The following is a 25,353-nucleotide window of genomic DNA, read 5'->3' as shown; positions in this document are numbered from 1 at the left end:
ATGAACAATCACGCAATCAAATCTGGGGTAATGCTAGGCGTTATCGGCATAGTTCTTACTCTTTTGTTTTATATCGTTGATCCGACCCTTTTGGCTCAATGGTGGGTGGGAATTTTGATTTTACTTCTTTCTCTGGCTCTTGTAGCATATTTTGGTATACAACACAGGAAGGAGATTGGAGGATACATGGCCTTTGGTAAGGCATGGGTATATTCGATGCAATTATTTGTTGTTGCAGGATTACTAGGAACCATCTTTAATATTCTGCTCTATAATGTGATTGATCCGGAACTTCCGGCTATTGTAGCTGAGCAGGCAGTAGAGAATGCTGAGTCAATGATGAGGAATTTTGGCATGCCTGAAGATCAAATGGATGAGGCTTTGGAAAAAGCACGAACTGATACATTGGATAGATTTTCAGTACAAGGTTCTCTCATTGGATTTTTGTGGGGACTGATAATTTATGCAATATTGTCTCTGATTACCGGTGCAATCATCAAAAAGAAAGAACCTGAACTTGAAGGATAAAGATTTATCTATAGTAATACCTATTTATAACGAGGAAGAATCCATTCCAGAGCTTTTGGAATGGATTTTTCGCGTTGTAGACGAATCTAAGATTAATACAGAGGTTCTTTTGATAGATGATGGGAGTACCGATCGTTCCTGGTCTATCATTCAAGAATATTCAGAAAAAGAAAATCGAGTAACCGGATTTAGGTTTAATAGAAACTATGGTAAATCTGCTGCTTTGCAAACCGGATTTGATCAATCGAATGGCAAGGTAGTTGTCACTATGGATGCTGATTTGCAGGATAGTCCGGACGAAATTCCTGACTTGGTATCCATGATCAATGATCTTAAACTTCATATAGTCTCCGGATGGAAGAAGAAACGGCACGATCCGATAAGTAAGACCATCCCCTCCAAACTATTTAATTGGGTAACACGAAAAGTATCCGGAATCAAATTGCATGACTTTAATTGTGGATTAAAAGCATATTCCAGAGATGTAGTGAAGAATATCCATGTTTATGGAGAGATGCACCGATACATCCCACTTATTGCCAAGTGGAATGGGTTTAATAAGATTGGCGAAAAGGTGGTTGCGCACAGAGCCCGTAAGTATGGTACCACTAAATATGGAATGAAACGATTTGTAACAGGGTTTTTGGATCTTTTGTCTGTCACTTTTGTTTCACGATTCAAGAAAAATCCAATGCACTTTTTTGGTGTATTCGGAAGCCTTTCATTCATAGGTGGTTTTTTTATTACGATTTGGGTGATTGGTGAAAAGCTTTATCGTCAATATCACCATATGGCACGGCGAGATGTGGTCGATCAGCCGCTATTCTTTTTGGCATTAGTGGCGTTAATTGTTGGTATGCAACTATTCCTGGCTGGCTTTATTGCCGAAATGATGATACAGGTAAATGAACGAAAAGGAGACTACCTGATTTCTGAGACTACTAAGAAGTAGCTATCATGCCAAGTTTTTCGATAGTTGTTCCTGTTTACAATCGTCCTGAAGAAATAGACGAGCTATTAGAAAGCCTAACCCATCAATCCTTCAAGGATTTTGAAGTAATAATTATTGAAGATGGCTCTGAGAGTTCCAGTGAGGATAGTGTTAAAAAATATCAATCAAGTTTAAATGTTAACTATTTCTACAAAGAGAATACCGGACAGGGGTTTAGTAGAAATTTTGGTGCTGATCAAGTGAAAAGCGATTGGATCATATTTTATGATTCGGATTGTGTGATTCCACCTAACTATCTAAGTAATCTTGATGATTTAATTCGTAATCATCCCGAAATTGATGCTTACTGCGGGCCTGATGCCGCTTCATCAGACTTTTCTGCACTTCAAAAAGCTATCTCATACTCCATGACTTCATTTCTAACTACTGGTGGGATAAGGGGCAAGAAGATCAAAGTGGATAAAGAGACACATTTGAGGAGTTACAATCTCGTAATGAAACGTTCCGTATTTAGGCTATTAGGAGGCTTTGCCAAGACTAATATGGGTGAAGACATGGAGCTAAGTAGGAGGCTCCACAAATCAGGCCATAAGGCTTTGATTTCGGACAAATTAAAGGTTTATCATAAAAGAAGAAATTCATTTGGCTCGTTTTATAAACAGGTGTTTTCATTTGGAAGAACCCGTATTCAGCTAAAAAGACATTATGGTATTCCAATCAAAATTTCACACTTATTTCCGTCGGTATTTTTCATAGGTCTTATATTATGTCTAATATTTTCCGCATTTAATTTCTACATTGGAAAAATCATCCTCTCGATCTATTTGATCTACTTTAGTTGTGTTTTGATTCACTCGAGTTATTCAGAGAAGAGTTTGAAAGTTGGTGTACTGGCAACCATTGCTGCTCTTTATCAGCATTTGGCTTATGGATCAGGATTTTTGAGAGAGTTATTGGTCGGTAGTAAATAAACTTCCATTGCTACCTTTGGAACATGCAAATCACACTGACCACACCAGCATTACTATTTCCAGCAATTTCTTTGCTTTTATTGGCCTATACGAATCGTTTTCTTGCCATCGCTACATTGATCAGGCAGCTTCATAAAAGTTATATGAATGATCCGAAAAGTGTTTTGGAAGGGCAACTCAAAAATTTAAGAAAGCGACTTTTCTTGATAAGAGCGATGCAACTCTTTGGAGTGCTTAGTTTGTTACTTTGTGTTCTGGCCATGTTTTTCATCTACCTGAAGGTAGGAGAATGGGGTAGCGGTACTTTTGGTGTTTCCCTTGTCCTACTTCTTCTTTCACTTTTCATCTCTTTACGAGAGATTCAGCTTTCTACTAAAGCATTGGATATAGAGCTGAGTGACATGGAGCTGGGGAGTAAACTTAAGTTTTAAGCAATGCAAAAGCACTCCTACTGATGTAGGAGGCTTCTGCAATTGTCCACCAAAAAAGACTTGCCTAATTAACCACTTATGAAAAATCTTAATCCAACCATTTCATGGGATGGTTTTCATTATACACTCGCATCACTTTTGTAAGTGTGAGCCCTTGATATAGTACTGAGCATACTACAACCACATATGTCATAGTCACGATAATTTCCTGACCTGGGAAATTGGTTAGCGATAGAGAAACGGCTACAGGTAACCCACCTCTAAGTGCTCCCCATGACAGCACCGGAATGGTGCCATCATCAAAGGAGCGACTCATCGACATTAGCCTAATGGGAATGAAGACACTTAACCACCTAGCAAAAAGTGCAATATTGACAGCAAAGAAACCTAACGCGAAATAGTCTAGTCGAAGAGGGATGACTAGCATTTCAAAACCAATAAGTACGAAGAGCATTGCTGCTAATGTTTCTTCAAGTAACTGCCAAAATCTGTATACGTAACTTCCAACAGCATTTTCACCATCTTTACTTCTTCCAAAGTTGCCCAAAACAAGTCCGGTCATAACGGCAACAAGCATGGATGAAACAGATAGCAGATCTGCTATATATGACCCACTCATCACTAAAGCTAATGTGACAAGTACTTCTACTTCTACCGCATCGTTATCGATGTATTTCAATACGGAATAACCTAACCAACCAAAGAAAAGGCCGGCGATAAGTCCACCCCCCAGGTCTCTAACGAAAACCCAAGCTGCGCCTGTAAAATTTAGCGAACCTACAGCGGCCTCTTCTTTGTAAATATTTACTAATACCAAAGCTAGAACTATGGCTATACCTCCATTCAACAGTGCTTCTCCGGAAATCTTTGTTTCCAGTTCGTTTGACATCTTAAATCTTTGAATGGTTTTTGTAATTGCTACCGGATCTGTAGATGAAATCAATGCGCCGAAAACCATGGACGCAATGAAGCTTAGGCCTATTCCCATTGCTCCTGCTGTGAAATAGATGAGCGTTGCAATTACAAAGGTGGAGATTAGTACTCCTAAGAATGAAAGTACCAATACGGGGACCAATTGGTCTCCTAATTTTTTGAAATCAACATTGAGAGCCCCTGCAAATAGCATAACACTTAGTACAAAACGATAGAGTACCTCAGCGAAATCATATTTTTTCACATGTTCTGCAAGATGGAATTCCGGGAAAAATGCCCCGAAAATCAATACCAAGAATGATAGGATTACTGCAAGCAACGTTAATCCTATAGATGATGGAAGCTTTAAATAGAAGGTGTTTATAAAAATAAAAACCCCTGAAAAAAATATTAGTACAGCTATAATGTCGAATATGCTCATGACAGGCTCCTTTTATTATAATTCAAATTTAGGTGCCTGGGTAGCTTGTTGCTCTCTGGATAATATTGTAAAATCTATTCCGAAGTAATTACAGTGGCGGTATCCGTATAAATACTGATGTTAGATCATTTTAAGGTGCGCTGCTTTTTTGATGAGTTCGGCAGTGTTTTGAACTTTTAACTTTCGCATCATATTTACCCGATGTGTTTCTACGGTTCGAGCGCTTACAAACAGCTTTTCTGCAATCTCTTTTGTTGTGCGGCCTTCAGAAACCAATGTGAGGACTTCCAACTCTCTTTCAGAAAGCTTTTTGTGGGACTCCCCTTCGATTGCCATGTTTCCAATCATTAATTGGGAAATCTCACTATTGAAGTGCTTTTTCCCATTAGCTACATTCTTGATTGCATCGATGAGTTCAATCTCATCTGCATTTTTAATTAGATAGCCGAAAGCACCATTTCTCACAGCTTTTACTACGTATTGTCCCTCAGCGTGCATGGTTAGGACAATGAATTTAACTTCAGGGTGATTTGCTCTTGCTTTTTCTATTGCTTCAAGACCGTTCATCCCCGGCATGGTAATGTCGATTAATACAATATGTGGAGAAGTTTGATCCAATAGTGTGAAGAGTTCTTCTGATGATGCTGCTTCACCTACTATCTCAAGGTCTTCATTTTTTGATAGAAGTGATATCATTCCTTCGCGAAAAAGTTGATGATCATCTACCACTATGATTCTAATCTTACTCATTGTAATGGAATTTCTACCTCGATAATTGTTCCTTTATTTCCAGTTCTTATATCTATTGTCCCATTTGCCAATTTAACGCGCTCTTTCATGTTTCGGATTCCATTTCCCTCGAATGACTTTTCAGGATCGAAACCAATACCATTATCAGCGATAAAGAAGCCCACATGATCTTCAAACTCGCTCATTGAGGCCTTTAGTTCTGTGGCTTTTGCATGTTTGATGGCATTGTTAATTGATTCCTGTGCTATTCTATACAGGGTAATGTGAATGTTGTCGTCAATTTCAGACTCAGCAGGCATATCATTTTTATACCTTACTTCTATTGGGAAGTTCTCTTCAATTTGCTTTAATAAGTTACCAATGGCTTCACCCGCACCAAAATCCACAAGGACATTTGGCATTAAATTATTACTCATTCTTCTTACTTCACCAATCGTCTCGTCTATTCTATGCAGCAGTCCTTTTTTGGTACTTTCATTTAATTCGGCAGCCTGAAGTTTCATTCTGAGGGTAGTTAGAATGGGACCCAAACCATCATGCAGTTCTTTTGAAAGCCTGGAGCGCTCTTTCTCTTCTCCATTTAAAATGGATCTTTGATTTTCTTTTAGCAGGCGTTCCTCATTTTCCTTAAACGCTCTCAATTTTTCTTTCATTTGAATGAGCGCTGTTCCCATCTTATCTTCTTCACTCAATGGTTTGTAATCAGCTTTGAAATTCCCAGATCCGATTTTGTCTGCAAATACGACTGTTTCCTTCAAGGCCCTGACTAGTTTTTGTAATGCAATAAACATCCTGCCGATTTCATCTTGCCTTTTTTCATCTACCGGGACTTCATTCAAAATACCCTTTGACATGTCTTTTAGACTTTTTTCCATTGTGACAATCGGTCGCACAATCATTCTGGAAAGGAAGTAGGATACTAATAAGACGAAAATTAGAATGAAGATGAAAATGTAAAGCAGGTTGTTTTTTAGTTTTTTGAGGGGGAATAGCGCCTCTTGTCGATCGATTTCAGTAAGGATGACCCATCGAAGGCCATTGATAAAAATCTCTTCGTAGGAACTGAAAACTTCAACCCCCCTATAATCCAAAGATGTGTCTTCACCTGCTTGTCCGCTAAGCGCTCGCGTAACTCCGGGTGTTCTTACTTCAATTTCTTCGGGATCATTGACTTTAAATCTCGACTGTGATCGTAAACGGTAATCACTTCCGACAATGTAAGATTCGCCTGTTTGACCAAGACCGGTTCGTTCTAATAGTATTTCCTGAATTTCCGGAACGTGAGCAATTGCTATCAGGTACTCAGACTCTTTTTTACCTATGAATCCGAGGGTAATTTCGTTTGTTGGTTCTTCGGTTGTGAGGTCAGTAAGGGTTACATCCATCACCGCCATATCCAAGTAAACTCCAAACGCGGAATCTATTTCTAATGGAAGGGTTCTTACTGATGTGAAGTAGTCACTTTCTATATCTTCTTCGTTCATTAGTTTTTTGAACGCTGCTATCCGGTCGTTTATCTCGGTTTTGATCTTTACGATCTTGAGCTGCTTCACTGAAGAAAGCTGCAGAAGGACACGCTCCTTAAGTGCCGTGTCAAATTGGGTATAAAACAAAGAGCTAAGCAAGGCTATTAGAAACAGGGAGAGCCCTACTAATAGCAATGCTAGCTTATTTCCGATGTTTACCCTTCTTAACATTTTGTAAAAATATTGGGATAATTGATTATCCGAATCAGGAAAAATACGGATGAAGTTATTACTCTTTACTTGTTCATTGACTTGATAATAAGGCTGAGTATAATGGAAATCAAATAAATGATAATACCATACATGGTCGTAATCATTGACACCTTCAGGCCTCCAGCTAGCATAGCAGGTGAAACAGATCCCATTTGCTGGATTGCTTCAAAAGCAGAAAAGAGCCCTATAAGTTGACCAAGGATTCCTGTAACTGCAGCGAGAAGTCCTGCGCTTTTGATTTTACTTGTTGAGTTTTCCTTTTTCAAAAAGCATTTAGATGCAAAGTATAAGACTAATGCTAATTCTACAGTGAGGATGCTCATGAATAGCATTCCACCCATTTGAAATAATTCAATCATGATTTTAATTTTTAGTTAAACATGTCAGCAAAGCAAGTCTGATGGGTGTTTTAACAAAAGGTAGTATCCATGCCGAACCCCGTCGTTTGTCGATTTTTCCTTCAAAGAATAGTCTATTTGTTGCATCTTCGATCCAATGTTAGATAAAAAGCAATTGATATTTTGGCTTGTAGTTTGGTTATTTCTGACTTTACTGCTGAATACTTCGCTTGAGAGTATTGTGACATCATTTTATTTCGTAACGATGCTAATGCCTGTGGTAGTGGCTACTTCAATTTTCTTTAATAGGTATCTGGTTCCTAATTATTTACTAAGAAATCGCAAATGGAAGTTCGGCCTTTATCTTCTATACATGCTGATCGTGTCGATATATCTTGAGCTACTAGTCATGGTTTTAGCTTTTGTGATTTTGGCAGATTATGAGGTTGCAAACCTTGGTACGATTGCCAGCGATGTTTATATGCTGACATTGGTTCTTTATCTTATTGTATTTGCTGAAGGTATGGTGCTTGCTATTCAAAAACTAAGAGAAAAAACACATCGGCTAGCTGAAATTGAGAAGCAATTAGAAGTTGAAAAGCAGGAGGAGATTACGATTCGATCAAATAGGCAGCATGTGCTTATTAAGTTGAAGGATATTCAATATGTAGAGAGTTTAGGGGATTATGTAAGGGTGAACACCGAAGAAAAATCATTTACAACAAAAGAAAAGATAAGCAGTTTTGAGGAACGATTGCCTGATGCTTTTGTACGTATTCACCGTTCGTTTCTAATAAATAAAAATCATGTTGCTTCCTTCACGAAGGAACAAGTAGTGGTTGGGGCAAAAGAGCTGTCTATTGGTAGGAAATATAAAAAGTCAACCGAGGAGGCACTTCATGCAAATGCTATTGTCTAAAAAACATTCTGTTTAAGAATTTAAATGCATTTTGATTCGTGATTTCAAAAACTACAGAATTATCCTCACCAGATAAAATTAATAATGGACCATTTTCAAGGGTGAAATGCTGTTCAACTACTCCCTGGGCTGTTATGGTTATTAGGTAAAATCTGTGATCATTGTTGTCATAGCCGAAGTATTCAATATCTCCATTGCCTCTATCTAGTTTTAAAACATGTGGTCTTACCAGGTCTGCATTCCAGATTGCACCTTCCTCTGTTTGAAAACTTCCGGTTAAAACGGTGATGATTCGATCAATATCATGCTCATAATCTGTTGGATAAATTTGGGTGCTTGCCCATATCGCTTCTTCGAATTTGGTCTTTACGATTTCAGCGTAGTTCGCGATACTGTCTGTGATATCTTCGGGAAAAGAAAGAAATAGAAATGAAGTACTGCTGGCTTTTCGATTATTGATCGTTTTATGAATCAAATCCTGAAAACTATAGGTACGTAATTCCAACATTTCACCTTCAACAATTCTACCTCTCGATTTTTTGATATCGGTTATCTTGAGACTATTTGGGTTTATATCTTGTAGGTTAAATGTGCGGATGGTATAGGTTTTGTCTTCAATGTGAGCAGTATTAGGCTTATCTGATGAAATGTGTTTGATTGTAATCTGTTTATTCTCATTGGCATAAAATGTATTTTTCCACCACTTCTGTCCTTTCGAATCAAAATAGACATAGTTTAGTTTTCCATCGAGCCAATCTATGGCAGATTGGTATCTGACTTCATCGTCTTGGGAGGTCTGTCCGAATCCTAAATTTGAACTAAAGGCAGAGATCAAAAGGATGATCAATATTTTTCTCATTTCAGAATTGATTGACGGTCTCTATTAATATTAAGGCTTAAAACGTCCGGTCTTGAATAATGACCAGAAGGGTCAAAGTTTTGTCTTTCTTCTCGAACCCTGGTGTGATCAAGTTCAGCTATAATAAGCTCTTCAGTATTGGTGATCGGTTCAACTAACCATGACCCGTCTGGCGAGGCAATGCACGAACCTCCATTTGCCAGCGTTTCAGTGGTTGCCTTTCGCATTTCATCAGCGTATGGAAAGTCATCAGGAATATCCGCTTTTCTGAATAGCCCCGACACTCCAACCACAAAGGATCTTGATTCCATAGCGATGACGGGAAGTAGCTTTTCAGTGTTTCGTTTATTACCTGGCCAGATAGAGATATGTAAGTCTTCTCCTTGAGCATACATCGCAGCACGGGCCAGAGGCATCCAATTCTCCCAACAATTAAGACCACCGACAGTGAAAGGGGATATTTTATGAGTTACTAATCCATGTCCATCACCCGGGCTCCATGAGAGTCTCTCTTCATACGTAGGCATCAATTTCCTGTGGACGGATCCAATGGATCCATCTTTGTCAATAAATACCATAGAGCAGTACAAACTATGCCCGCCGCGATCGTCTGGTCTTTCGATCGTTCCGATATAAATCGAAATTTTCTTCTCCTGGGCTACTTTACATAATGGTTTTAAATCACCAGCTTCGATATCAATTGCTTGTTGCATATAAAGCGCATGAATTTCTTTTTGAGATTTTGAATTGAACTCAGCTCCGTTTAGCCTATCCAACCAAAAGGGGTATCCTGGCAGTAAAGCTTCACCAAACACCACTAATTCGGCTCCTTTATCGGAAGCTTCAGACGTATATGATATTACCTTATCTAAAGTTTTTTGCTTGTTTAGCCAGATCGGAGAAATCTGTGCCAATGCTATTTTCAGCGTGTTGTTCATTGGTGTATCTGGTCTCAATATGTATCACTAAAATAAATCGAATTATCTTGCATAGGTAACCGTCAGCCCAATGACTGAATTAAATGAGGAAGATCTTCGCCTAAGACTCAATCTCTATGGGTCTACTTTGCCTTCCGCTCTAGTCCGCTGGAATAACTTTGATTCCATTCAAGTGAGCGAATGCTATGGCGATAGCGTGCTTTCTGAGGGTGCACATGAGGTTGAAACATTGGTGGAATCCAGACAGCTTGAGAAGCTTAAGAACTACTGGGAAGAAATCGGGAAGGAACCAAAAGAAATTCAATTTATGCTGTGTGTTGAGGGGGATAAGATGGATGCTTATTGTTCATCAATCCGTAGAAAGGACGAAATCATTAGCTTGTGGATGTTTGTTCCTGAAAAAGACCGATCCATTTTTTATCTACAAAATGCTGCTCATGACTTCAGATCACCGTTGGGGTCGATCATTGGAGTAGTGAATTTGCTTCAGCATTCATTAAAATCAGATGATGAGTTTGATAAGGAGGAGATGGTGACACTCTTGGATATGATCAAGGTTAATTCTGACAAGGGGTTAAGGCTGGCTGACGAGATCATGGAACTTGCGGAGATAGAATCGGATGGCTACACCTTGAAAAAAGAAACGGTTGTTCTCCATGATTTTGTGAAAAACTACCTAGAGACTCACCGGTTGTTAACCCTTCGAAAGCGGATAAAAGTAAATTTTGATAGTGAAAGCGAAGCTGTTGCATTGATAAATGAATCCAAGATGACCAGGGCTTTGGATAATATCTTAAGTAATGCGGTGAAGTTCAGTAAGCCCGGCTCTACAGTTACGTTTAAGATAACAGAAGATAATAATCAGCTTCGATTGGATATTAAGGATCAGGGGATCGGTATGAGTCCTGAAATTATGAAAAATGTATTTGTCAGATTTGGCAATGCCAAACGAAACGGACTGGATGGAGAACCAAGTCATGGTTTGGGTATGTCAATCGTACGTCAAATCATGAAGCTACATGGAGGAGGTGTACAAATAACCAGCAAGGAAAATATGGGTACTCAGGTAAGTTTGATATTAAATAAGGCTGTATGAAAAAGATAATTATAGCAGATGATTCATTTTTTCAAAGAAAAACGTTGCAGGATATCCTGAAAGATCTTGAATATGAATCGGATGCTGTTCCTTCCGGTGAGGAGCTCTTGGATAAATTAAACGATTCTTACGATTGTATTTTTCTGGATCTACTAATGGGAGGGATGTCCGGGATCGATGTATTGAAAGAACTTCAATCACGAGGTAATAAGATTCCGGTTGTAGTAATAACAGCGGATATTCAGAAAGCACGGAAAGAAGAGGTTATGAGTCTGGGTGCAACTGCATTTATGAACAAGGTGGTTTCCAAAGACGAATTGGTTTCAATTTTAAACGATATTTTCAACTAGCCATACCAATATGCTGAATTCAAAACAAATAGATACGATCACAGAGATCATCAACATTGGAGTTGGGAAGGGGTCTGCATCGCTTAGTCAAATGATTGATGGGGAAATACTACTCAATGTCCCATATGTTAATGTAATCACTTTTGATGATGTCCTGTCGGAAATCAAAAAACTTGGAGGAGGAAATGAGGTGCATTCTGTAGAGATGAGGTTCTCCGGTGAGTACGAAGGCAGTGCTAATGTGATTTTGCCCGGAGATAGTGCTAGTCAGCTGGCTTCATTGTTAATCCATGAAGACCCTGATTCTGCCACTATTGCAGAGATGAAAGACGGATTGATGATCGAGGTTGGAAATATCATCTTAAACGCCATCATGGGCTCGTTTGGTAATATCCTGGACGCGCCACTAGATTATCATATGCCTAGAAGCTATCAGGGAGATGTGGAGGGTATCTATGGAAAACTGGACAAAAAACGATACAACCAGGTTCTTGTTTGTCATACCAATTTCTCAATAAGAGGCAAGAATATAAGTGGCGATATACTGATAATGTATGAAATGGGATCCTTTGACAAGTTATCAGATATGCTCAATAAAATGATAGAGAGTTAATCTCTGACTATCTCAAACGAATGAGTTTGCTCGGCACTCAATGATCCTGCAACTGAACAGTATTTGGTTGTGGCCAGGTCAACGATTCTTTCTGCCTCTTCCTCTGTAAGATCAGGAGAGTAGATAAAGTACTTTAAGTGGATTTTTGTGAATCCCCGTGGGTGTTCATCTCTTCGTTCGCCACTGATTTCAGCCTTTAGATCTACGAAAGTTTTTCTACGCTTTTTGACCATTGAGACAATTTCCACAGCCGCACACGCACCGACCGCTGAAAGAAGTAATTCTGTTGGGGATTGATGTTGTTTTTGATCGGCAGATCGCATATCGATCTCTGCGATATTACCATTTTCATTCTTGGACTTAAATTCCTCGTCAGCTTTATAATTGAGATTAATTTTCATAGCATCAATAATATCAAAATTGTGTAATAGAAATTGTTACTAAGACATATTAGTTCACCTTCCATGCAAGCGTGTCGTGATGTTCACCAATAAGTGACCTTAAGTAACTACCAATGTAATTCACACCTTCAAAACCTGCTTCCTTTGCCGCCTGATCTTCTTTCTCGAATGGAACATCAGGACCAGCAAAATCGTGTAGGTCTTCATAAAATCCAATGGTGAAGTTATCCCAACTAGGGCCAAAAACGCGAGTGAAAATAAAGTTGGGCCGATGCTCTATGCCGGCGTAAAATTGATTTTCCGAAAGCCGTTGTTCCAACAGTTCGTTTTGCTTGCCCGCAAGAGCTGTAAAAATTTCAATGTGAAAAAGATTATACTTTTTGAAAGCATCAATGAATACATTAACCGATGGTCCTTTGACGATCGCCTCCTCCTGAAAGGAGACCAAATCATAAAATGTATCGCCATAGGGTTTTTCTATTGAGTTGGATTTATTTCTTAACTCAATTTGAGCATCTGAAAAATAAGTTTCAAGTTCATCTATGGGATAGATTACCATCAGGTCCCAGTGATCACCCTGGCTGTGACGAAGCATATATGGTTTGTGCTCGAGGTAATTTTCGTAGTTTGAAAAATCTTCATTGATGATCTCAATGAGCTTTAGTAATTCTCCTGGCTTTGCTCTTAATAAGGATACCTTATATAGTTGATCCTGAGCAACAAGACTTGAAGCAGTGAATAGAAGGATAGCGTAGATTAGGTGTTTCATTCCACCAAGCTACAAATTTTCATTTTCGATTGTTATACTCTTTAATCAAAACATTCAATCTTTTGAAATCCAATTCACCATTCGCTTCTTTTAGGTGGTGCATAATTGCAAGCCCTTTGGCTAGTTGACTTTCTACATTTTTAACTTTACCAACCAGGTGAATGAGTGTGCGCTGCTTGCCTTTAGTAAGCGAGTGAAATAGGTTGTTGCCTTCTTGGTCTTGATCAAGTAAGACTTGAAACGATTCCGGAATTGGCTTACCATATTCTGAAGTGTCTTTTTCTAATTGAACTGTTACTTCATCACCTTCAGCAATGCCGTATTTTTTCATGAAATCCTTTTTTACATACACACTGTAGATTTCACCTTTAGGCATCAGAGCACTGTGAATAGGGGTTGAGTTATTGATGGTGCATACTATCCTTCTGTCTTTTCCATCAATGAATTGATCGCCAATTTTTTTAGGAATCGCGACATAGTAGCTCCATGCATCGGATTCAAATTTGAGAATAGGAGCTTTGATAGTTTGTGATTTCAAGCTGTTTAACCTTTCATTAATGGAAGCCTGACAGTTGCTGTGGTTCCTTTCCCCCATTCTGAGGAGTACCTAAGTGTTCCGCCATGTTCATTGATAATGGCATAGGTGATGGAGAGGCCAAGACCTGTTCCTTTGCCGGGATCTTTTGTGCTAAAGAAGGGTTCGGTTATCTTTTTAAGATGCTCAGGCTTGATTCCATGACCTGTATCCTTGAAGTTGATTTCAATTTGATTTTTATCAATATTGGTCTCGATGGTAATGGCACCTTTTTTCTCAATAGCCTGAATGGAATTGGTAATAATATTTAGAAAAGCCTGGTGCAACTTTCCATTATTGCCATGAACGATTGCTTTGCCTCGTGTAAATTCTTTGTTGAGTTCAATGCCGTTTTTTAAGCGATACCTAATCATGGTCAAGCAATTATCAATGAGGTGATAGATGTCACAAGGTTCAAGTTTCTTTTCGGATGAATGACTGAATTCATTCAAACTGGAAACAATCGTGGAGGCCCTGGAAATACCTTCTTTGATAGCTCTTATTAATTCAGAGTACTCGTCTTTTTTAATTTTTTTGCTCCGTTTCAGCATAGCCTCCAGGCCTTCAACACCTCCATGGATGAAGTTTAGCGGATTGTTAATTTCATGCGCGACTCCAGCTGCTAAAATTCCTAAAGAAGCCATTTTATCAGATTGAATCATTTGCTCTTGCGCACTTTTAAGTTGATTTAAAGCGTTTTTCAATTCACGCTTTTGCATCTCAAGTTCTTTGGTTCGATCTGAGACGATTGATTCAAGTCTGACATTGTTCAGCTTTAGCCTCCTTAACCTTAACCAATAAATTAACAGAGCAAGGCATGCAATTAATAGCGCAAAGCCAATTCTGGCAACTGTCGTTTGCCACCATGCTGCATCTATTTTTATTTTTTGTGTGGTAATAGGAGTTGAAAAATTACCATCTAGTCCTGTCTGCAATTGAAACGTGTACTCACCAGGTGAAAGGTTGGTATAAAGTCCGTTTCTATCGCTGGAGGCTATTACCCACTCAGAGTCAAATGGAACCAGCCGATACCTGAATTCAAGTAGGTCTGTATGCGCATAGCTTATTCCCGTGAAATCAATTGAGAGCCGATTGGTACTTGCCGGTATGCTTGCTACTTCGTTAATGGGAATTAATTCATTATCTGCATAAATATTTTCAATAATTGTTTTCGGTTGAAAGTTGGGAACTTCCACCTCATCCGGATCAAGACAAACCACCCCGCCGAGTGTGGGAATCCAAAATTGACCCATTGAATCTTCGAATGATAGAACGGCACCCAGGCAATGGCTTGATTTCATGCCATAGCTTCTATCAAATTGCCTGACATTTAGCTGTTTTTTGGGATCCTTGACAGCATTTTCTAATTCATTTTTCTTGATGCATAGGATAGCATTTTCAGAAGGCATCCAAAAGTTTCCATTCTCATCCTCGAGGATGTCGTAAATGATATTTGAAGGCAATCCATTTTCTGTATTGAAATTGATAACATGTTCATCGCTATATCCAGTTAAACCATCATTTGAGGCAATCCAGGTATACTTGCCGGAAGTGTGTGTTGCGAATATGAAGTTACTTGGAAGCCCATCTTCAACGGTAACTGATTTTATCACCTTTCCATTTTCAAGGATGTTGAGTCCATTGATCGTTCCCACGATAATTCTTCCTTGCTCGTCTTGCTCTATAGAAAGGACATAATTTGAGCTAAGTCCATCATCCATGGTTACTCTTTTCCATTGATTCACGGAATTGAATATGATAAGTCCGGCATTTTTAGTTCCAACCCAAACATCGCCTGTGTTATCTTGAAAAGCTACTCTCACGAAATTGTCAGGAAATCCATTGTTGACTGTATAGTGCTTGCTGTTTGCCCCATCGAGTATGACCAACCCACCGTAAGTGCTTACCCATACCCTTCCTTCATTATCAGTAAATAGATTTTTGAGTCGTTCTGTGGGAATAGGTATATCTGGTTGATACCTGGTGATCTCTCCATCTTTTAATTGATTTAGGGTTCCATTTTCATTTCCAAGAAGGAGTGTTTTAGGTCCGATTTGGGTAACACTGGTTATAATATTGGTTTCCAGGCCGTCATTTTTCGCATAGCTTGTGATCGATCCATCTGTTAGAAAAAAAATGCCACTTCTATAGGTCCCGACCCAGAGATTGCCCGACTGGTCAAAGATCAGATCTCTAACAATATTGTTGGGCATACCACTTTCTTCTGTTAAAGAGTCTAATCGCTGGTTTTCATTGTTATATCTAAATAAGCCTCTAAGAGTGCCCAACCATAACGTGTTTTTTTGATCGACAATTACGGAACTAATTGATGTTGATTTTAATATTTTTCTTTTTTTCAGCGTAGCACCGTCATAAGTATAAAGCCCTCTTCCCGTCCCCAGATAGATTAAATCATTATTGTTGTAGAGTGTGTTAATACCATTTATTTCTTGACCTAGATGTAACCGCTGTATAGCTCTTGATTTAGAGTATGACACCAGCCAGGAGTTGTCTGTGCCAAAATATACTGTTTCATTACTATCCTGAGTGATGCTCAATACCGTGCCTTCATCAAGGCCTAGCGTTGATGTTAAATCTTCAAGTTTGCCGTCCTCATAGCAATAAACTTTATTCGACTTGGTGCTGAACCAAACTTTGCCATTTTTAGCAATAAGCATTTCTTCAATGCTCATGTTTCTGGTTTGTTCTAAGCCTGGTGGAGTAACGAACTCTCCGGATTTAAAGATGACAATTCCATGAAGGGTCCCTAGCCAGATTTCTCCATTCATTCCATTCTTCACTCGTAATACGTTGGGTGAAGGAAGGTCACTATTTTGACTGGTAAAAACGGTGAAATTTTTGCCATCAAATCGGTGTAAGCCTGTATATGTTCCAATCCAAATATAGCCGTCATCAGATTGAATCATTTCGTTGGTCGATTCTGAAGTGAGTCCATCTTCCGTATTCCAGCCTCTTAGAATATACTGGCTGAGTCGCTTTTCTTCATCTAGGTTACTTTGAGAAAAAGCAGAAAGTGAATTAAATACAATAAATAATACAAGTGGTAATTTCTGCATGAAGCAGCTAGAAGAATGTGTTTTTTTATGCAGTAAAATGGAAGCGAACATCATGCTGGTAATCTTGCATCAATTTATTAAATACATTTCTGTTTTTATGGTCTTCAAATCCCATTTTTAAATGGATTCGTCTAAAATGTATTGGCTGATCTACATTACGTGATGGTAAATCATCACAAAGTGACAAAAACTACCACCCAGTACACAAATGTGAAATACTGCATGATTCATTGGTATGGAGCGGATGCTGTAAAGGACTGCTCCGAGTGTGTAAAAGATACCTCCGGCAAGTAACCAAAGAAGACCCTCGGTATTCATCGTCTCCAATAAGGGTTTGATTGCGAAAATGGCAATCCAGCCCATTGCTATGTAAAGTATCGTGGAAAGTTTATCAAAACGGCCGGTAAAAAATAGCTTCAGCACAATTCCACAAATAGCAACACTCCAAATGACATAAAGGAGAGTGGTGCCAATGCTCAAGCTCAGAGTGATCAGGCAAATGGGTGTATATGTGCCGGCAATCAAAATGTAAATAGCTGCATGATCAAAAATTCGAAGTTTTCCTCTGGTTTTTTGATTTTTTGAAGCGTGATATAATGTAGAAGCAGTATACAGCACAATCAGACTTGTCCCAAAAACGACTGAAGAGAGGACTTCTACGAAGTTGGAAGCTTTAAATAGAAGTGCCAAAAGGCCTACAATGCCAAGAAAAACGCCTATTGCATGCGTAATGACATTAAGTCGTTCTTCGGATGCTGTATAGTGTACTTCTGACATTTTATTATATCAATAATTGAGTAATAATATTTTATAAATCTTCTAATACTAAGAATAATGTTGGCATTTGTGATTAATTCAAACGAATGCGCAAAACGATTGTAGTAATAGTGTAAGTCGTTCAATAAAAACTAAAAACAAAATTAGATATGAAACCACTTGAAAATATAAATGTTGCAATTTTATCAGAAGACGGATTTGAAGAAGTTGAATTGACTTCTCCAAAGGAAATGCTAGAGTCTAATGGTGCTAATGTAACCATTGTTTCTCCAAGAAAAGATAAGATCAGAAGTTGGAAAAACGACAACTGGAATATAGAAATAGATGTGGACATGCAGGTGCAGCAAGTAAAGCCTGATGACTTTGATGCACTATTAATTCCTGGGGGAGTTGCTAATCCGGATTTATTAAGAAGAAATGAAGCGACAATTGATTTTGTGAGCTCATTCTTTGAAGCTGGAAAACCAATAGCGGCTATTTGCCATGCTCCACAAGTTCTCATTGAGACTGGAGCTCTAAATGGACGAATGCTCACGTCATTTCCAAGTATAAAAACCGACTTAAAAAATGCCGGAGCGCAGTGGATAGATAAAAGTGTAGTAGTAGATGCCGGATTGGTAACCAGTAGATCTCCGGAAGATTTAGATGACTTCAATGCCAAAATGATTGAAGAATTTGCAGAAGGTATCCACGAAAATCAAAAAACGATATAAGTCAGAAAGTTTCTAAAGCTGGGCCTCACACACCTTATGGTGAGTGGGGTCTTTTTTTATGCAACCTGGCGCAAAAATTACTCTCTTTATGTAATGAGAGTTTTTGTTTTATTACACTTTATTCTTTCGTTTCACTCACTAAATGCTTTTCAAAATAAAGCAGGGATAGCCGATCTCTCATTGGATGTTATTACTCAAGATGGGATTTGGAAATTAAAAGTGGTCAATCATAGTTTGGCCCCTATGGACTTATATCTTCAAGATTCAAAAACAAAAACAGAGGTAAAGTCATATGTAATCCCACCGAAGGATACTTTGATTTCTTTTGAGTTAGGTGAGGGAGATAAGCAGCAGGTAATTGATGTGTTTAATGAAAATTATGATTTAGGGTATTACCTGGGAGATCCCAATGCTATTCATGATAGTACTTACTTGTATGGATTACCATTTAAAAAAGGTAAGAAGTACTCAGTAAGCCAAGGATTTAATGGGAGGTTCTCACACAATAAATCTACCTCAAGGTATGCCATTGATTTTCAGTTGGAGATCGGTGAACCAGTGCATGCAGCACGTGAAGGATTAGTAATAAAAGTAGAGGAACAGTTCAATGAGCATGGAGGGGAGGAATATAGAAATAAAGCAAATAGAATAATTATCCTTCATTCTGATGGTACTACTGCCTCCTATGTACATTTAGATTTCGAAGGTGCCGCTGTGGAGGAAGGCGAATATGTTCAAAAAGGTCAACATATTGGAAATTCAGGTTTTACTGGATTTACTCGAGGGCCCCATCTTCATTTTGTTGTGAGAAAAGGAAAAGATGTTGCTGTTCCCATCTATTTTGAAGGGTATGAGGGAGTATCCCTAAAGAAGCGTAAGCGATATAAAAGAACAAAGTAATGCAATACTAAAGTGCTGGAGAAGAAGCATTTCTCCCACTCCAGCTCAAAGTTATAGTCGCGACACTGCTTCATCTATAGGTGTGTCACCGCTAAGTAACTCTAAATTTTTACCGATCGAATTGTCATTGTCCAGTACTTTTTGAATCACGGTTGCTACATCTATCCTTGAAATTGACCCACTTCTTTGACTGATTTTATCACCTAATTCAATATTATTAGTGCCATTTTCATCCGTTAGTTTACCAGGCATCAAAATGGTATAGTCTAATCCACTTTGCATTAAGTGTTTGTCTGCATCTGCTTTAGCTTCATAATAGTGAGCCATAGATTCCGGCCATTTGTCAGGGTTGGCATCAGCTCCAAAAGCGCTTATCATGATAAATCGATCCACTTTGTGCTTTACTGCCAGGTCGATTGCTTTTTTAGCTCCTACTCTGTCCACTAAGTGAGTTTTATCTTTTCCTGTGTGAGCCCCACTGCCCGCAGTGAATACAACAGCATTCACTCCCTCGAAGGCATGATCAAAATCTTTTTCCAAATCAGCAAGAACTGCACCAACCCCTTTTTCTTCAAAAGACTTTTGTTGTTCCTCTTTGCGAACCATTGCGATAGGTTGATGAGGCGTCCCTTTCAATTTGTTAGATAAAATGGTACCTATTTTTCCGTTTGCTCCTATGATTAATACATTCATTGTTTTCTATTCTTTTATATAATTAATCCATCTAAGTACAAATCGTTCAGGAAAATCTGAAATAAAAATTCATGATCTAAGAACACCAACATGAAAGCCGTCCTGCCACTTTAGTGGAACAACTAGACTTTTATAAAAAAAGGCGCCCCAAAGGGCGCCTTCAAATGTTTAACGGTAAAATGGTGTGCGGTGTACAGAGCGATCTAACCGATCATCAACGCTAGTATCAAAACAAGTAGCAGCGCTTTGCCGGCTAGCTCGATATGAATTCGTTGGATCGAAAGACTTTTTATTAATTGACTCATAGCATTCGTTGAATAGTTGGTAATACAAATCAAGGGGCTTTTAGCTTGGTTATCAATACCCAGTTTAGGGTATTTTGTGCCTCTTTCGATGAACCACCTAAATCCATCTGCCAGTCCTTTGAAATTGTATTTAAGTCTTATTTTCAGTAACTTATATTCTATAAAACTTCAAGAATTATGGGTATCATTCAAAAAATCGAATCGATTAATCCACCCATTCTTGTAGATTTTCTTCGTATTGCACTGGGTGGGTTCATCACTTACAAGGGAATTGTTTTCGCGAGCAATTTTGACAGTTTTACAGCAAATATTCAATCTGTAGGTTGGGTTTTCGTAGCAGCGCATTTGGCACATGCTATCATTTTTATTCACATGGCAGGAGGAATTATTTTAATGTGTGGCGCCCTTACAAGGTGGATGTGCTTGTTAAACATCCCGATTTTAGCCGGTGCAGTCATATTTAATTATATGAAAATGCTGACAGCTGATAATTATATGGAGCTGCCAATGGCAGCAGTTACGTTGGGGCTTTTAATTGTAGTTGCTATTGCCGGCAGTGGTAAATTTTCACTTGACTATATCAGAGATCAGCGTTTGAAAATGAACTCAAGCTTATCTAAGTAATAAGCTACTGTCACCATAGCTAAGAAATCGATAATCATTTGCGAGTGCAGATTGGTATACTTTTTTCCAATCTTCACCAATAAATGATGCTACCAGTAAAATGAGGGTAGACCCGGGTAGGTGATAGTTTGTGACCAGGCCGTCGCATACTTTGAATGTATACCCGGGATAGAGAAAAATCTCTGTTTGCCCTCCAATTTTCTCTATTCTTTCCTTTTTCATGTGATCTAGAATAGCCTCAAGTGCATTTTTAAGGGGTGCTGGTTCAAGTTCATACGGATCGTCTTTTCTTATGAAGAATGCTTGTTCACCGTTCAAAACCTTCACGCCGTACCAGTAAAGACTCTCGAGTGTTCTCATGGAAGTGGTGCCTACTGCCACTATTTTATTCGCGGCGAGGAGGTTTTCAATGTTTGATCGACTAATCCATACCTGTTCATTATGCATGGGGTGATCGCTAATTTTTTCACTTTTAATAGGCTGGAAGGTTCCGGCTGAAACATGCAGTGTTAAAAAGTCCGTTTTAATCTCTTTAGCAGGCAATGAATCAATAATTTCTTTAGTAAAATGCAAGCCGGCGGTGGGAGCGGCCACAGCACCTTTCATTTTAGAATACACTGTCTGATACCTGTCCTCATCTAGTGTATTTACCTCCCTGTCAATGTATGGAGGTAATGGAATTTTCCCTATTTCGGTAAGCAGATCTGAAAAAGTAAGATCACTTTCCCATGAAAAAGTCACCGTATCTGCTCCGGATCGACGGGCGGTTAATGATAACGAAGGTATTCGCAGCTCACTTTTATTTTTCCATTTCTTTGCGTTACCAATCATGCATTTCCATGTACATGAGCCTGCTGTATTCATCACTTCTTCATGCACATTTGATGGCTTTAGTGGTTCCAGTAGAAATATCTCTATGCGCGCACCACTTTCTTTGTGCATGATTATTCGGGCGGGGATTACTTTGGTATCATTAAAAACAAGTAAAGAATCCTTGGGTAGTAGGCTTTGAATGTTTTTAAATTCGTGATGAGAAATCTTACCCTTATCATAGAAGAGTAGTTTTGATCCTGCTCTTTCTTTTGGAGGATGCTTTGCAATTCTATCTTCCGGGAGTTCGTATAAAAAATCTTCTAATTTTAGATCCATTATGAGGCTCGAAGTTAAACCCTATGTGCTTGATTTTAAATTTTCTGCTCGTACGAGTAGAGGCGAAATTAAGAAGCGTGAAGTTTGGTTTCTCAAGCTGACAGATGAACATGAAAATATTGGTATTGGTGAAGTAGCTCCCATTCAGTCTTTAAGTCCGGAAGTCATTGAGGAAATTCCCCAATTTTTAAGTCAATTAAGTGAGCCAATAAAAAAACTATTCAAACCGGAGAATAAAGAGCAGGTTTTTGAAACGGTTGCCGAACTTGTTCCTGCTACCATGCCAAGTATTCGATTTGGAATGGAAATGGCACTGCTGGATTTACTCAATGGTGGTGAAAAACTCATATTCACTAAGAATCTGGGGGATATCCGTATTCCTATTAATGGGCTTGTGTGGATGGGCGATGAAAGATTCATGAGAGACCAAATTGAGCAAAAGCTAAGTGATGGTTTTCGGTGCATAAAATTAAAAGTAGGAGCGCTTGATTTTGATACTGAAATAGCAATCATCAAGTCACTAAGGAATATTTCAGATGACCTAATCATTCGTTTGGACGCGAATGGTTCCTTTCAAACAAATGATGTATTGCATAAGCTTAAAACTCTGAGCAAATACAACATTCATTCAATAGAGCAGCCGATTATGCCGATGCAGCCTGAGGCGATGGAATTGATCTGTAACAGAAGTGAAATTCCAATAGCGCTGGATGAGGAACTTATTGGTATAACCGGATCAAGAGACCGTGTTGATCTTTTGCAAGACCTTAAACCCCAATATTTAGTTCTAAAACCAACATTGCATGGAGGCTTTAATTCTGTGAAAGAGTGGATAGATCTGGCAGAGATTCATGGGATTCAGTGGTGGGTTACCTCATACCTTGAATCCAATTTAGGTTTAAACGCAATCGCACAGTTTACAAGCCAATTTTTGGAGAATAAAGAATTTCATGGTCTTGGAACCGGGGGGCTTTATCACAACAATATCACATCACCTATTGTAGTTGATAATGGGTATTTTTCTTATGCCCAATCGAAGGTATGGGGAGATGTTTAGGAACAGAAATCTGAATTGCATATCCTATTGCAGGAGGTCAAACTCACCCAGCTGAGTTTCCTCATCGTACAAGTCTTTCATTTTTTCATTGAGGCTGTCATATTCTGCTTTATTATCATCTATAAAATCCTGATAATCCGCTTTAGACATCCATTTATCCACAATGATGAAAACACTGCCATCTGCACTTTTCATAACATCATGTCCCAGGTAATCTTCACATGCCTCAAAAAATTTGAACCAGCTTCCATTGCGGCCATATTCTTCTTCAAACTTGGCTTGATTAGACACTTTGTATTTCCATACGAGGCAGTACATAGACATAATATTCTGAAGTTAGAGGTTAGCTAAAGATATAGAAATATGTAGATATCTTTTAGAATCGTCGAAAAATTACCATGTGTCCTTGACTATTACAAGTCAGATACTTTAATTACTCATGTCTCTAGCCTAAAAACAAATGCACCAGCCAATTGAAATGATGGAAATCGGAGGGATAGCAATTTTTGCTGCCTATAATCTGGTGCTTTACTTCCAGGTAGGAAGAAAACATTACCTCTATTTGGCATTGCTCTGTTTGATGATATTCATTAGAGCCACTCTGGTAGATGATGGCTCCATGGTCTTTTATAGCTTTTTTCCAAACGTTCCTCTGACCATTGGACGAAAAATTGAATTCATCTGCAGCTATGCAGGTGTACCCCTTACTCTCTTGTTTATTTACCGGTTATATACATTTCCCGTTTACAAGAAATGGGTAAATATTTTTATCGCTATATCTATAGCTTTTCTGCTTTTTGTACTACTTACGCCTTACCGGATTTTTTATCACACGCTTGATATTTACAACCTATTCATATTGACTTCTTACATCCTCACTTTTACGATGCTTTGGCGGGCAGTTCAGAAGGATATGACCGGATCAATGTTTGTATTTTCTGGTACTGCTTTATGTTTTTTGTTTGTTCTAGCAGAGTTGTTAAAAACATCAGGAATATTATTTATTGATGCAGGACCGAACCTAGTAAATACCGGATTCATCATTTTTCTGTTTTTTCAATCCATTGCTTTGTCTGAAATTTTCGCAAAGTCATTTAAAGAAAACCAAGAGCTAAACAAAGATCTGGAGCAGCGAGTGCAAGAAAAAACCGTTGAGCTTAGGCGTGCTAGTATGCTCAGAGATACACTCATTCGAATTGTTAGTCATGACATACGGGGACCTCTGAGTAATCTCAAAAGTGTCATCACACTAACAAACGATGGGGAGGTAAGTATTGAACAGGCGAGGGAATTTCTCAAGACCATTGACAAAGGAGTAGATCACACCATACAAATGCTGGATGAATTGATGGAATGGGGACATGCTGCCTCAGACCAAAAACGTGTAGATCAGGAGCAAATTCCGGTAAAGGAAACATTAGAGGCTGTAGCTAGTCAAGCTAAGCCATTTATTGATAAGAAAAATATTACGTTTACCATTTCAGGAGACCTAGAGGCGAGTTGTTTATTCGATAAAAATGCACTGAAGGTCGTGTTGAGAAACTTGTTATCCAATTCTATCAAGTTTACAGAACAAGGAGGGCAAATCACTGTGATAATTCAATCCAATAATGAATTCATATTGATTCAATTTTATGACACAGGCATTGGAATTCCCGACAACATGAAGGAGAGTCTTTTTGAGATGAAAAAGGATAATAAACGTCCGGGAACGGCGAATGAAAAGAGCTCAGGAGTAGGATTGTTTATCTGCAAAGATTTGATCACTCAAAATGGAGGAACGATCGAGGTTCTGGATAACCCGGAAGGAAAAGGAACCCTTTTCAATTTTCAATTAAAAGCAGGTTAATTACTTCCTTAGTTGGATATCTCGTTTGCCATAAAGTATTCCGTTTTCAGTGGTTAACTCCAGGACGTGATTGAATCTATCATCAGTATAGTTGTTTTTCAAGTCTTCAGCTTTGAGTAACTCATCACCCGCGAATAGAAAGCTCTTCAGCCAATATTCTTCTTTATTCGGCTCTTTAATTGTGAGGTGAATGTGAGCCGGTTCTGTTCTTCCGGGGTATGCTGCTGGTTTAATGGTTTCAAAAGCATACTCACCATTTTGGTTTGTCTTGATCCAGCCTCTCAAATAGCCATGTCTACGTCCATTCCCTTTTTCATTTCCTTTTTTAGGATAGATGCCTTCTGCATTGGTGTGATAGAGGTATAGGATTACTCCGGTTGCCGGATCTCCCTCTGCAGTTAAAACAGTACCACTTACATGCAACCGTTCTCCTCTTTCCTCGGGAGAGGCTATGGTGGTTTTCCATGTGGCGTCTTTAGGAGCTTCATTAGCCCCACACCATTCACAGTTATTTTGATTGATAGAGTCGCTTTCGGTAGTCGATGTGCAATAGGAAGAAATAAATAAAAATGGCAGTAAAAGAAATTTCATGTATCTATATACGAATAGTATAAGCTCCAGTTTTTA

The 25,353-nt window shown here is 38.7% G+C and carries 28 protein-coding genes; 13 read left to right on the top strand and 15 right to left on the bottom strand.

Translation table 11 applies throughout. From position 1 onward, the window contains the following. From ACQK2H_RS16995 to ACQK2H_RS16980, 4 genes are read left to right on the top strand one after another with little or no spacing between them, the layout of a single operon-like run. Entirely contained in the window at nt 1-528 is a 528-nt protein-coding gene (locus ACQK2H_RS16995) for a DUF4199 domain-containing protein (protein WP_425392578.1), read from the top strand. After that, nucleotides 518-1,480 carry a glycosyltransferase family 2 protein gene (locus ACQK2H_RS16990; RefSeq protein ID WP_425392577.1) on the top strand — a complete coding sequence of 321 codons (963 nt, stop codon included), beginning with the start codon at nt 518-520 and terminating at the stop codon, nt 1,478-1,480. Before ACQK2H_RS16995 ends, ACQK2H_RS16990 begins: the two co-directional genes overlap by 11 nt. A 5-nt stretch (nt 1,481-1,485) precedes the next feature. Further along, entirely contained in the window at nt 1,486-2,451 is a 966-nt protein-coding gene (locus tag ACQK2H_RS16985; protein WP_425392576.1) for a glycosyltransferase, read from the top strand. 23 nt (nt 2,452-2,474) lie between these two features. Beyond that, nucleotides 2,475-2,882, top strand: coding sequence for a DUF2721 domain-containing protein (locus ACQK2H_RS16980; RefSeq protein ID WP_425392575.1), 408 nt, complete (start codon nt 2,475-2,477; stop codon nt 2,880-2,882). Between the two features lie 88 nt (nt 2,883-2,970). Here ACQK2H_RS16980 and ACQK2H_RS16975 read toward each other — a convergent pair whose 3' ends face one another. From ACQK2H_RS16975 to ACQK2H_RS16960, 4 genes are all read right to left on the bottom strand, one after another. Then, entirely contained in the window at nt 2,971-4,236 is a 1,266-nt protein-coding gene (locus ACQK2H_RS16975; RefSeq protein WP_425392574.1) for a cation:proton antiporter, read from the bottom strand. A gap of 120 nt (nt 4,237-4,356) precedes the next feature. Further along, nucleotides 4,357-4,986: a response regulator gene (locus tag ACQK2H_RS16970; RefSeq protein WP_425392573.1), complete on the bottom strand. Its 630-nt coding sequence runs from the start codon at nt 4,984-4,986 to the stop codon at nt 4,357-4,359. Further along, nucleotides 4,983-6,683, bottom strand: a complete 1,701-nt coding sequence (locus tag ACQK2H_RS16965) for an ATP-binding protein (RefSeq protein WP_425392572.1) — start codon at nt 6,681-6,683, stop codon at nt 4,983-4,985. Before ACQK2H_RS16965 ends, ACQK2H_RS16970 begins: the two co-directional genes overlap by 4 nt. 65 nt (nt 6,684-6,748) lie before the next feature. After that, nucleotides 6,749-7,084, bottom strand: coding sequence for a MotA/TolQ/ExbB proton channel family protein (locus ACQK2H_RS16960; RefSeq protein ID WP_425392571.1), 336 nt, complete (start codon nt 7,082-7,084; stop codon nt 6,749-6,751). 136 nt (nt 7,085-7,220) lie between these two features. Between ACQK2H_RS16960 and ACQK2H_RS16955 the strand changes: the two genes are divergently transcribed. Next, entirely contained in the window at nt 7,221-7,982 is a 762-nt protein-coding gene (locus ACQK2H_RS16955) for a LytR/AlgR family response regulator transcription factor (RefSeq protein ID WP_425392570.1), read from the top strand. Here ACQK2H_RS16955 and ACQK2H_RS16950 read toward each other — a convergent pair. Beyond that, on the bottom strand, nt 7,972-8,841 hold the full coding sequence (locus ACQK2H_RS16950) for a hypothetical protein (protein WP_425392569.1): 870 nt from the start codon (nt 8,839-8,841) through the stop codon (nt 7,972-7,974). The genes ACQK2H_RS16955 and ACQK2H_RS16950 overlap by 11 nt on opposite strands. Continuing rightward, nucleotides 8,838-9,779: a carbon-nitrogen hydrolase family protein gene (locus tag ACQK2H_RS16945; protein ID WP_425392568.1), complete on the bottom strand. Its 942-nt coding sequence runs from the start codon at nt 9,777-9,779 to the stop codon at nt 8,838-8,840. Before ACQK2H_RS16945 ends, ACQK2H_RS16950 begins: the two co-directional genes overlap by 4 nt. A 70-nt stretch (nt 9,780-9,849) precedes the next feature. Between ACQK2H_RS16945 and ACQK2H_RS16940 the strand changes: the two genes are divergently transcribed. Genes ACQK2H_RS16940 through ACQK2H_RS16930 form a run of 3 tightly spaced genes read left to right on the top strand, consistent with a single transcriptional unit; the run spans nt 9,850 to nt 11,838 of the window. Continuing rightward, complete coding sequence (locus ACQK2H_RS16940; protein WP_425392567.1) at nt 9,850-10,875, top strand: sensor histidine kinase; 1,026 nt, start codon at nt 9,850-9,852, stop codon at nt 10,873-10,875. Next, complete coding sequence (locus ACQK2H_RS16935; RefSeq protein WP_425392566.1) at nt 10,872-11,225, top strand: response regulator; 354 nt, start codon at nt 10,872-10,874, stop codon at nt 11,223-11,225. Before ACQK2H_RS16940 ends, ACQK2H_RS16935 begins: the two co-directional genes overlap by 4 nt. 10 nt (nt 11,226-11,235) lie before the next feature. Beyond that, nucleotides 11,236-11,838, top strand: coding sequence for a hypothetical protein (locus tag ACQK2H_RS16930; protein WP_425392565.1), 603 nt, complete (start codon nt 11,236-11,238; stop codon nt 11,836-11,838). Here the strand turns inward: ACQK2H_RS16930 and ACQK2H_RS16925 are convergent. The 5 genes from ACQK2H_RS16925 to trhA form a co-directional block, all read right to left on the bottom strand. Then, nucleotides 11,835-12,239, bottom strand: coding sequence for an OsmC family protein (locus ACQK2H_RS16925; protein WP_425392564.1), 405 nt, complete (start codon nt 12,237-12,239; stop codon nt 11,835-11,837). The two genes, ACQK2H_RS16930 and ACQK2H_RS16925, sit on opposite strands and share 4 nt — an antisense overlap. 49 nt (nt 12,240-12,288) lie before the next feature. Continuing rightward, a complete protein-coding gene (locus ACQK2H_RS16920; protein WP_425392563.1) occupies nt 12,289-13,008 on the bottom strand; it encodes a hypothetical protein in 720 nt (239 codons plus the stop codon). A gap of 19 nt (nt 13,009-13,027) precedes the next feature. Beyond that, a complete protein-coding gene (locus ACQK2H_RS16915; RefSeq protein WP_425392562.1) occupies nt 13,028-13,546 on the bottom strand; it encodes a YdeI/OmpD-associated family protein in 519 nt (172 codons plus the stop codon). 5 nt (nt 13,547-13,551) lie between these two features. Further along, complete coding sequence (locus ACQK2H_RS16910) at nt 13,552-16,659, bottom strand: two-component regulator propeller domain-containing protein (RefSeq protein ID WP_425392561.1); 3,108 nt, start codon at nt 16,657-16,659, stop codon at nt 13,552-13,554. A 150-nt stretch (nt 16,660-16,809) separates the two neighbouring features. After that, nucleotides 16,810-17,436: a PAQR family membrane homeostasis protein TrhA gene (gene trhA, locus ACQK2H_RS16905; protein ID WP_425392560.1), complete on the bottom strand. Its 627-nt coding sequence runs from the start codon at nt 17,434-17,436 to the stop codon at nt 16,810-16,812. A gap of 149 nt (nt 17,437-17,585) precedes the next feature. On the opposite strand from trhA, the gene ACQK2H_RS16900 reads away from it, so the two are divergent. Both ACQK2H_RS16900 and ACQK2H_RS16895 read left to right on the top strand, forming a co-directional pair. Beyond that, a complete protein-coding gene (locus ACQK2H_RS16900; protein ID WP_425392559.1) occupies nt 17,586-18,149 on the top strand; it encodes a type 1 glutamine amidotransferase domain-containing protein in 564 nt (187 codons plus the stop codon). Between the two features lie 93 nt (nt 18,150-18,242). Then, nucleotides 18,243-19,049 carry a M23 family metallopeptidase gene (locus tag ACQK2H_RS16895; protein ID WP_425392558.1) on the top strand — a complete coding sequence of 269 codons (807 nt, stop codon included), beginning with the start codon at nt 18,243-18,245 and terminating at the stop codon, nt 19,047-19,049. A 51-nt stretch (nt 19,050-19,100) separates the two neighbouring features. Here the strand turns inward: ACQK2H_RS16895 and ACQK2H_RS16890 are convergent, their stop codons facing one another. Next, nucleotides 19,101-19,742 (bottom strand): SDR family oxidoreductase, encoded by a 642-nt coding sequence (locus ACQK2H_RS16890; protein WP_425392557.1) that lies wholly within the window; start codon nt 19,740-19,742, stop codon nt 19,101-19,103. Between the two features lie 482 nt (nt 19,743-20,224). Here ACQK2H_RS16890 and ACQK2H_RS16885 point away from each other — a divergent pair, with 482 nt between their 5' ends. Continuing rightward, nucleotides 20,225-20,671: a DoxX family protein gene (locus ACQK2H_RS16885; protein WP_425392556.1), complete on the top strand. Its 447-nt coding sequence runs from the start codon at nt 20,225-20,227 to the stop codon at nt 20,669-20,671. Here ACQK2H_RS16885 and ACQK2H_RS16880 read toward each other — a convergent pair. Then, entirely contained in the window at nt 20,660-21,820 is a 1,161-nt protein-coding gene (locus ACQK2H_RS16880) for an S-adenosylmethionine:tRNA ribosyltransferase-isomerase (RefSeq protein WP_425392555.1), read from the bottom strand. The genes ACQK2H_RS16885 and ACQK2H_RS16880 overlap by 12 nt on opposite strands. Nucleotide 21,821: 1 nt before the next feature. Between ACQK2H_RS16880 and menC the strand changes: the two genes are divergently transcribed. After that, nucleotides 21,822-22,877, top strand: a complete 1,056-nt coding sequence (gene menC / locus ACQK2H_RS16875; protein WP_425392554.1) for an o-succinylbenzoate synthase — start codon at nt 21,822-21,824, stop codon at nt 22,875-22,877. A gap of 24 nt (nt 22,878-22,901) precedes the next feature. On the opposite strand, the gene ACQK2H_RS16870 is transcribed toward menC, so the two are convergent. Further along, entirely contained in the window at nt 22,902-23,201 is a 300-nt protein-coding gene (locus ACQK2H_RS16870) for a hypothetical protein (RefSeq protein WP_425392553.1), read from the bottom strand. A gap of 136 nt (nt 23,202-23,337) precedes the next feature. On the opposite strand from ACQK2H_RS16870, the gene ACQK2H_RS16865 reads away from it, so the two are divergent. Continuing rightward, nucleotides 23,338-24,726: an ATP-binding protein gene (locus ACQK2H_RS16865; protein WP_425392552.1), complete on the top strand. Its 1,389-nt coding sequence runs from the start codon at nt 23,338-23,340 to the stop codon at nt 24,724-24,726. Here ACQK2H_RS16865 and ACQK2H_RS16860 read toward each other — a convergent pair whose 3' ends face one another. Next, nucleotides 24,727-25,317 carry an intradiol ring-cleavage dioxygenase gene (locus ACQK2H_RS16860; RefSeq protein ID WP_425392551.1) on the bottom strand — a complete coding sequence of 197 codons (591 nt, stop codon included), beginning with the start codon at nt 25,315-25,317 and terminating at the stop codon, nt 24,727-24,729. Between the last annotated feature and the right edge of the window lie 36 nt (nt 25,318-25,353).

Origin of the sequence: Ekhidna sp. (assembly GCF_965228795.1) — a bacterium.
Classification (GTDB): Bacteria; Bacteroidota; Bacteroidia; order Cytophagales; family Cyclobacteriaceae; genus Ekhidna.
Note: the sequence above shows the minus strand (reverse complement) of the source record. Positions and strands in the feature narration are given on the sequence as shown.

Excerpts from the sequence above, each read along its gene's own strand:
- menC (WP_425392554.1), top strand. The coding sequence starts at position 21,822 with ATGAGGCTCGAAGTTAAACCCTATGTGCTTGATTTTAAATTTTCTGCT.
- ACQK2H_RS16960 (WP_425392571.1), bottom strand. The coding sequence starts at position 7,084 with ATGATTGAATTATTTCAAATGGGTGGAATGCTATTCATGAGCATCCTC.
- trhA (WP_425392560.1), bottom strand. The coding sequence starts at position 17,436 with ATGTCAGAAGTACACTATACAGCATCCGAAGAACGACTTAATGTCATT.
- ACQK2H_RS16930 (WP_425392565.1), top strand. The coding sequence starts at position 11,236 with ATGCTGAATTCAAAACAAATAGATACGATCACAGAGATCATCAACATT.
- ACQK2H_RS16890 (WP_425392557.1), bottom strand. The coding sequence starts at position 19,742 with ATGAATGTATTAATCATAGGAGCAAACGGAAAAATAGGTACCATTTTA.
- ACQK2H_RS16975 (WP_425392574.1), bottom strand. The coding sequence starts at position 4,236 with ATGAGCATATTCGACATTATAGCTGTACTAATATTTTTTTCAGGGGTT.
- ACQK2H_RS16895 (WP_425392558.1), top strand. The coding sequence starts at position 18,243 with ATGAGAGTTTTTGTTTTATTACACTTTATTCTTTCGTTTCACTCACTA.
- ACQK2H_RS16865 (WP_425392552.1), top strand. The coding sequence starts at position 23,338 with ATGCACCAGCCAATTGAAATGATGGAAATCGGAGGGATAGCAATTTTT.
- ACQK2H_RS16880 (WP_425392555.1), bottom strand. The coding sequence starts at position 21,820 with ATGGATCTAAAATTAGAAGATTTTTTATACGAACTCCCGGAAGATAGA.
- ACQK2H_RS16940 (WP_425392567.1), top strand. The coding sequence starts at position 9,850 with ATGACTGAATTAAATGAGGAAGATCTTCGCCTAAGACTCAATCTCTAT.
- ACQK2H_RS16945 (WP_425392568.1), bottom strand. The coding sequence starts at position 9,779 with ATGAACAACACGCTGAAAATAGCATTGGCACAGATTTCTCCGATCTGG.
- ACQK2H_RS16885 (WP_425392556.1), top strand. The coding sequence starts at position 20,225 with ATGGGTATCATTCAAAAAATCGAATCGATTAATCCACCCATTCTTGTA.
- ACQK2H_RS16910 (WP_425392561.1), bottom strand. The coding sequence starts at position 16,659 with ATGCAGAAATTACCACTTGTATTATTTATTGTATTTAATTCACTTTCT.
- ACQK2H_RS16870 (WP_425392553.1), bottom strand. The coding sequence starts at position 23,201 with ATGTCTATGTACTGCCTCGTATGGAAATACAAAGTGTCTAATCAAGCC.
- ACQK2H_RS16970 (WP_425392573.1), bottom strand. The coding sequence starts at position 4,986 with ATGAGTAAGATTAGAATCATAGTGGTAGATGATCATCAACTTTTTCGC.
- ACQK2H_RS16985 (WP_425392576.1), top strand. The coding sequence starts at position 1,486 with ATGCCAAGTTTTTCGATAGTTGTTCCTGTTTACAATCGTCCTGAAGAA.
- ACQK2H_RS16965 (WP_425392572.1), bottom strand. The coding sequence starts at position 6,683 with ATGTTAAGAAGGGTAAACATCGGAAATAAGCTAGCATTGCTATTAGTA.
- ACQK2H_RS16920 (WP_425392563.1), bottom strand. The coding sequence starts at position 13,008 with ATGAAACACCTAATCTACGCTATCCTTCTATTCACTGCTTCAAGTCTT.
- ACQK2H_RS16935 (WP_425392566.1), top strand. The coding sequence starts at position 10,872 with ATGAAAAAGATAATTATAGCAGATGATTCATTTTTTCAAAGAAAAACG.
- ACQK2H_RS16955 (WP_425392570.1), top strand. The coding sequence starts at position 7,221 with ATGTTAGATAAAAAGCAATTGATATTTTGGCTTGTAGTTTGGTTATTT.
- ACQK2H_RS16980 (WP_425392575.1), top strand. The coding sequence starts at position 2,475 with ATGCAAATCACACTGACCACACCAGCATTACTATTTCCAGCAATTTCT.
- ACQK2H_RS16860 (WP_425392551.1), bottom strand. The coding sequence starts at position 25,317 with ATGAAATTTCTTTTACTGCCATTTTTATTTATTTCTTCCTATTGCACA.
- ACQK2H_RS16900 (WP_425392559.1), top strand. The coding sequence starts at position 17,586 with ATGAAACCACTTGAAAATATAAATGTTGCAATTTTATCAGAAGACGGA.
- ACQK2H_RS16925 (WP_425392564.1), bottom strand. The coding sequence starts at position 12,239 with ATGAAAATTAATCTCAATTATAAAGCTGACGAGGAATTTAAGTCCAAG.
- ACQK2H_RS16995 (WP_425392578.1), top strand. The coding sequence starts at position 1 with ATGAACAATCACGCAATCAAATCTGGGGTAATGCTAGGCGTTATCGGC.
- ACQK2H_RS16950 (WP_425392569.1), bottom strand. The coding sequence starts at position 8,841 with ATGAGAAAAATATTGATCATCCTTTTGATCTCTGCCTTTAGTTCAAAT.